Source organism: Sphingobium sp. FG58 (genome assembly GCF_057809055.1).
Genome location: NZ_JBMDJF010000062.1, coordinates 1 through 793, shown reverse-complemented (window position 1 = coordinate 793; position 793 = coordinate 1). Strand labels below are relative to the sequence as shown.

Sequence of the window (793 nt, the reverse complement as noted above, 5' to 3'; positions counted from 1 at the left end):
CCCCATGGCCGCATAATTTATACCAAATGGCCTCCGGCAATCCCGGGGCGGTTCAGTCCGATTGTTACCGCGGTGGTTGGGCCTTGAAGCGAGTGGCGAGTTCGGGATCGTCAACGAAGTCATCGAGGAAGCAGTGCCAGGTCTGGGTGGTTCGGCGTGCTTCGGCGTGCTTCTCGAAGCATATCCGACAGCTCATCGAGGCCATCGTCGGTGAGCGCCGTAATGGTCTCATCCGGGCCAGTGTAAACGCTGATGATGCTGCCGTATGTCAGATTGTCGTCGTTCCAGACGATGGCTTCCAACAGCTCCACGTCCTCACCGAGCATTTTGGCAGCATAGTCCAGCGTGCGTACGTGCGTGATCGTGGCCATCAGGCTAGCTCTGCCAACGGTACCAAGGGCACCCATTTCCAAGGCAGCAACTCCTCGATCCGGTTGATCTTGTGATCATGGATACGGCCTAGCACGTCGGCGAGATAAGCCTGCGGATCGAGACCGTTCATCTTGGAACTTTCAATAAGCGTCATGGCCCGCGCCAAGGTTTCAGCGCCTGCTTCGGAGCCGGCGAAGAGCCAGTTGCGTCTTCATAGACCAATAGGTCTCACGGCTCGCTCAGCGGCATTGTTATCGATGGCGACGCGCCCGTTTTCGATGAACAGTGAGAAGGCCTGCCAGCGACCCAAGCCATACCTAATGGCGCTGGCCAGGTCGCCCTTGACGGGGATGCGGGTGAGTTGCTTGTGGATCGGCGTGCAAAAAGGACCCCGTTAGCGGGGTGATCGGCGTCTAAAAGG

The 793-nt window shown here is 58.3% G+C and carries 1 protein-coding gene and 1 pseudogene; both read right to left on the bottom strand.

Features of this window, described 5'->3' with window-relative positions; all coding sequences use genetic code 11:
- Positions 1 to 119: 119 nt before the first annotated feature.
- A complete protein-coding gene (locus tag ACODR8_RS19960; protein WP_489008855.1) occupies positions 120 to 371 on the bottom strand; it encodes a hypothetical protein in 252 nt (83 codons plus the stop codon).
- A pseudogene (locus tag ACODR8_RS19955) lies at positions 371 to 739 on the bottom strand (IS66 family transposase); the annotation flags it as partial. The pseudogene ACODR8_RS19955 and the gene ACODR8_RS19960, both read right to left, overlap by 1 nt.
- Positions 740 to 793: the final 54 nt, after the last annotated feature.

What these genes read in the sequence shown, in the direction of transcription:
- ACODR8_RS19960 (WP_489008855.1), bottom strand. Translation starts at nt 371, where the DNA reads ATGGCCACGATCACGCACGTACGCACGCTGGACTATGCTGCCAAAATG.